The organism is bacterium endosymbiont of Bathymodiolus sp. 5 South, assembly GCF_900128535.1.
GTDB lineage: Bacteria > Pseudomonadota > Gammaproteobacteria > PS1 > Pseudothioglobaceae > Thiodubiliella.
On record NZ_FQTR01000142.1, the window covers coordinates 1 to 4,135 of the forward strand.

Below are 4,135 nucleotides of genomic sequence, written 5' to 3' on the forward strand. Positions count from 1 at the left end.
CTTTTCACCCACTTGGCGATTTTTTAAACCCAGCCTTAGCCCTGCTAGGACAAGGTTTAAAGAAATCACCAATTGGGCAAAAATTGGATTTTGCTAATCATCCCTATTTATGCAAAGGTCCCAAAAAGTTTGTTAAATTTATCTTCGCTAAAAGGAATTGTGCCAAAAAAAACTCTCATCATGGTCTTGCCTAGCTAATTTGCATATTTCCTCTCGCTCGCTTTCTTGTGCAAAAGATACACTTATTTTGTGATTATTTTTGCTTGTCATAAAAAATAGTTAAGACACTAGAGCACAATTAAAGCATTGGCATTAGACAAGTCTTCAAATGATAAAGTTGTATTAAATAGCGTAATACTCACATAACTCTGCCCACTACCTGCGCCATCAAGGTCTATATGAACAATGCTATCGTTGCCTATATTTTCAATGCCAACAAAATCTGCTAAATTGTCGCCTGATTGATAATCAATTAAATCTGATATATCTAGCTTATCACCCTCAGATAAATTAAAGTCGGTAATAATATCATGACCATCATTATTACTATTGTAATCAAAGGTATCACTACCTAAGCCACCACTCAAGGCATCGTCTCCTTGATTGCCAGTGATAGTATCATCACCTGCTAGACCTCTAATAATATTATCAGCATCATCGCCCATCAGTTGATTATCATTGGCATCACCCGTTTGGATTACATCAACACTCAAAGTCTTAGAGCTTGTTACAGTATCTGAATTTGATAATTCTATTGATGTTGCTTCAATTTCTATATTAAGATGACCTGAGAAACTGCCAATGATAAGTTGCAGGTTGCTTAAATCATTTTGACTTAATAAGTAAGAGCCGTCTGCTTGTTTTATGCCGTTGTTAAGGGTTATCTCACTTGGTAGATTTTTAATACTAATGCTAAGTGTTTCAGAACCATCAGTATCATTAAGGGCAGCTGCAATTGGCAATGCTAAGGTTGAGTTAGATGCGACTTCTAAAGTATTATTTGAGTCAATCACCGCATTATCAATCATCAGTGATGAGCTTACTGCGGCATCTAGTAGGTTGGCAACTGCAAGGTTGAGTTTAGCATCGGTGAGCTCATAACCATCACTGATTTGATAATTAAAGGTAATTTCTCCGCTAAAGTTAGCTTTAGGTGTCAATGTCCAAGTGCCGTTATTATTATCGGTAAGTGTTACATTATCTACATCACTACTAACAACAGAAAGGCTAACCACACTTAAGTCATCGCCATCCACATCAATCGCATTAGCTAAGAGTTGTGTCGAGGTAATGGTGAAGCTTTGGTCTTCGTTTGTTGAAAGTGATACTTCAGCAAGATTAATAGCTTTATGGTTGTAGAATTTAAAGCTGTCTTTAGTTAAAGAACTGCTACTCACGCCTTCTAAATAAATGGCGTTCTTGTTATGTCCAACCTCAATCTTGGCATAAGTTTTGCCATTTTGGTAAGTGGTGCTAATGGTAATATCATCCATTGAGCGAATGCTTTTAACATTACTTAAATCAAGTGTATCAACACCCAGTTCAAAATCCTTGATTAAGTTAGTCAACCCAGACTTTACCGCTTGGTCTTGATAAGACAGTTTAAAGACATCGGCATCACTACCACCTGAAATAACATCTAAATCGCCTTCTAGGTAAATGGTGTCTTTACCACTACCTGCGTTTATCGTATCATTGCCTGTACCGCCATAGATAATATCATCGCCACCTCCTGCATTGATTATGTCGTTACCATCACCTGCAACAATATAATCATCGCCAGCACCTGAATTAATCGTATCAATAGTTTCACCGCCGTAGATAATATCCTTACCACCTGCCGTGGTAATCATATTTGTAGCAGAACCACCAATAATTAAGTAATCTATCTCATTGCTATTACCAGTAACCGTTGATACACCACCTCCTAAAACGACAGATTCTATGTTTAACTCGTCTAAGTTGATATTAACCGTGTTATCACCTTTAATCACCAGTTTGTCATAACCTTCGCCACCATCAACATAGGTACTGGTTAAAATATCACTATTATTCACCGTAATCGTGTCATTGCCACTACCTGCTTTGAAAGTATCAAGCCCTGCACCACCAATGAGTATGTCATCTCCACTACCACCTAAAAGTGCATCATCTCCAGCACCACCTGATATTAGCACATCATAATCAGTGGTAGAGCCATCTAGCGTATCATCGCCAATATTGCCTGTGACAATATCGTAATTATTATCTTTAAGATTAATATTAAGTGCATCAGTTGAGGTGTGGAAGTAACTGACTTTTTCACCAGAGCCTTGTTCTGATCGCATTTCATAACCATCGTTGGTTTTAATCATTTTATGACCACTGGTTTTATATTTCAAGGCAACATCTGCTACTTCGCCTAAAGTGCCGTCATCTTTAGTAAAGGTAGTTTTGCCAAAGATGACAGAACCATCATCTAGTTCTTGTTTTTCCCCGTCAGAAATTAGATTGATAGATCTAATACCGGCTTGAGTGAGTGTTTGCAGTTCACCTGCATCAACTGTGCCATTTTGATTTTTATCTTGCCACAGTTTAAACTGATTAAATTTAGCATCGTCTGAACTTAAAATATTGTCATCGTTAGAGTCGAATTTAGTTTTAAGCGCTTCAAGGTCGGTATCATTAACATCAGTTAATTTAGCAAAGGCGATTTCACTGCTACTGGTTATTTGACCGTCATTATTTTCGTCAAAAACTAAAATTGCGTCTGTTGTCCAAGCGGTTTTCTCCACATAGGTATCATCATCAAAATCAAAATAGCTGTTGGAATTACTTAATGTCGTGATTTCAATACCATTGCCATCTAAGTCTAATATTACTGGCGCACCAGACGAATATTCATTATTGTATTCATCAACCCACTTATCATATTTACTGTCTTTCCATTCTTGATATTTTTGGCTTGACCATTCGGTATATTTTTCATCTTGCCACTCACTATAATTTGCATCATTCCACTGAGTGCGTTGTTCGTCATTGCCAATATTGTCGTCAAACCATTTATTATAGTTTTCGTCAAACCATTTATTATAGTTTTCGTCAAACCATTTATCGTATTGTTCGCTAAACCACTCATCGCTGTAGTATTGATCAAACCATTCATCATAGTTTTCGTCAAACCATTCATTGTAGTTTTCATCAAACCATTCATTGTAGTTTTCATTAAACCACTCATTGTAGTTTTCATTAAACCATTCATTGTAGTTTTCATCAAACCATTCGTCATAGTTTTCATCAAACCATTCGTCATAGTTTTCATCAAACCATTCGTCATAGTTTTCATTAAACCAGTTATCATATTGTTCGCTAAACCATTCATCGTAACGTTCATTAAACCAGTTATCATAGTTTCTATTAAACCACCCATCGTATTCTTCCTCAAACCACTGGTCATATCCTTGTTCGCCCCTATAATCACGCCGCCATTCACGATATTTTTCATCCTTCACTCTATCATATGCCTCATCAGCCTTTTCCCAATATTGTTCGTTGTACCATTCATCATATTTCTCATTCTGCCATTCATCATGTTTCTCATTCTGCCATTCATCATATTTCTCATTCCGCCATTCATCAGATTTCTCATCCCGCCATTCATCAGATTTCTCATCCCGCCATTCATCATGTTTCTCATTCTGCCATTCATCATATTTCTCATCCCGCCATTCATCAGATTTCCTATCCTGCCATTCATCATATTTCTCATCCCGCCATTCATCAGATTTCCTATCCTGCCATTCGTCATGTTTCTCATTCTGCCATTCATCATGTTTCCCATCCTGCCATTCATCATGCTTCTCATCTAAGTAATCGTCATATTGCTCATTTAGATAAGTTAGATAGTTTGTATCAAACCACTGGTTAAATTCATCATTAAACCAGTTAGTGTATTTTTTATCAAACCATTCATCATAACTAGGGATATCTTTATTTGTCGTGGTTTCATCTTTGAATTCATTTTCAACTTGCTTGACACTATCTTTTAATTCTGGATTGTTAGCAGTAGCATCAAGCTGGTCTTGGAATTTGTTAAGTGGGTTTTGGTTAATTTCTGCTAAGGCATCGTCTACCCAGACTGGAGTCTCTGGTATAT

The 4,135-nt window shown here is 36.9% G+C and carries 1 protein-coding gene; it reads right to left on the reverse strand.

The annotated features are described in order from the left end of the window. Nucleotides 1-287: 287 nt before the first annotated feature. Nucleotides 288-4,135: cadherin-like domain-containing protein (locus BBROOKSOX_RS09185; RefSeq protein WP_139661279.1), on the reverse strand; the 3,848-nt coding region annotated here is incomplete at its 5' end.